The 1489-nt window shown below is 56.7% G+C and carries 1 protein-coding gene and 1 pseudogene; both read left to right on the top strand.

All coding sequences use genetic code 11. The features are described from left to right. Nucleotides 1-533: pseudogene (locus tag DH10_RS36385) on the top strand (hypothetical protein); the annotation flags it as partial. Between the two features lie 672 nt (nucleotides 534-1205). Further along, the coding region (locus tag DH10_RS26615; protein ID WP_192385542.1) for a transposase at nucleotides 1206-1489 on the top strand (284 nt) is incomplete at its 3' end.

A 1489-nucleotide genomic window follows, 5' to 3' on the forward strand; every position in this document is an offset into this window, starting at 1 on the left:
AGAGTTCGGGCGCTGGGGAAGGCAGCTCTTGGCCGCCAGTGGATCAAGCCGCACCCTCACCGTTGAGCACTGTCGATCAAGACGAGGTTTGGGCCGCGATGGATGCGGCGGATCAACCCGCTCCGTCGCCGCAAAGCTTCAACTCGGCGGAGTTTTGGGCAGGAGTGGATCAGGCCGGCCAGTTGCCCGCCGACAGTTTCAATACAGCGAACTTTTGGCAGGGGATGCCTTCACCCTATTCGCCGGCAGAAAGTGTAAATCAGCCAAGCCCGCCAACGTGGGATCAAGGCCTCGGGGCATCGATCTTCGGCTCGACATATCACCAGCCAGCTCCCTTCGATTTCGGAGAGTACGTCCCCCCGAATTGGGAAGACGGCTTTCAGGCGCCGATAGACATGTTGCGCCAAATGCACTACCGCGGCCTACTCCCGAGCCAATCCCAGCAAATGATAACTATCTACATCAGAGGGCAGAGCTGCACAGCCGTGTTGGGCTCAAGAGGACAAAGCCACATTCTTCTCTACCGGCAGTAAGGCCCCAGGCATTATTGGGACATCACAGATATACGGTAAGCACGTCGGCGCCATCATGAGGCGCCAATCCTAAGCGGCAGGAACCCTTCACTGGTCATCGACTGGTGCCGCGCTAACGATGGCGACTTCATCCTCGGCGTGGCGCCTACCACGACCCCGCGCAGGCTATTGTTGACTGACGACGTTGAGCAATTCAAAAACTACATCATTTCATTGTGCATCCAGCACTGTATGTATGCGTAAATACCGCGAAATATACAAAACTGCGCAGGATATCAAAATAAGTGGTCGACCGTGAAGAATTCGGAAGCTGCGGACTTTCCATAGGAATCGCCCGATTTGCGGATTTCGGAATTGCAGGTAGCGGCCAGTTTGTGGATAGTTTTCTTGCAATTCCAGTTTGCGATTTCGCCGCCTGGCGAAGGTGATTCATTGCTTTCATCGCAGTGAATCGGAGCCAGTCGATGGGTCAGACCACGCGAGCGGCGCGAGACAGGAGAACAGGATCTGTTCCGCGCCCGCCTTGATCAGATCCTCAATATGAACCACGAGCTGGTGCGGCTGGCCCGCACCATCGACTGGACGCGATCTTCAAGTGGCCGCTCAACCAGGCCTCCACCGGGTGCTGTCACATTGATTGAGGGGTAAGGAAATTGAGGTAGCAGCGCGCCCATGACCGTGAGTGCACCGACCTACAAGAACCACCGCTATCCGATCGAAATCGTGGCCCGTGCTGTCTGGCTCTACTTCCGCTTCAATCTGAGCTTGCGCGATGTCGAGGAAATGCTGCTCGATCGCGGGATCGTCGTTTCCTACGAGACCATCCGCCGATGGTGCCGAAAGCACGGCCCTGATTATGCGCGCCGCATACGCCGCAAGTCGCCGACGAAAGATGATGTCTGGCACCTGGATGAAGTCGCGGTGCGCATCAACGGTCAGAAGTGCTGGTTGTGGAG

This window comes from Mesorhizobium silamurunense (assembly GCF_014843825.1).
Lineage (GTDB): Bacteria > Pseudomonadota > Alphaproteobacteria > Rhizobiales > Rhizobiaceae > Mesorhizobium > Mesorhizobium silamurunense.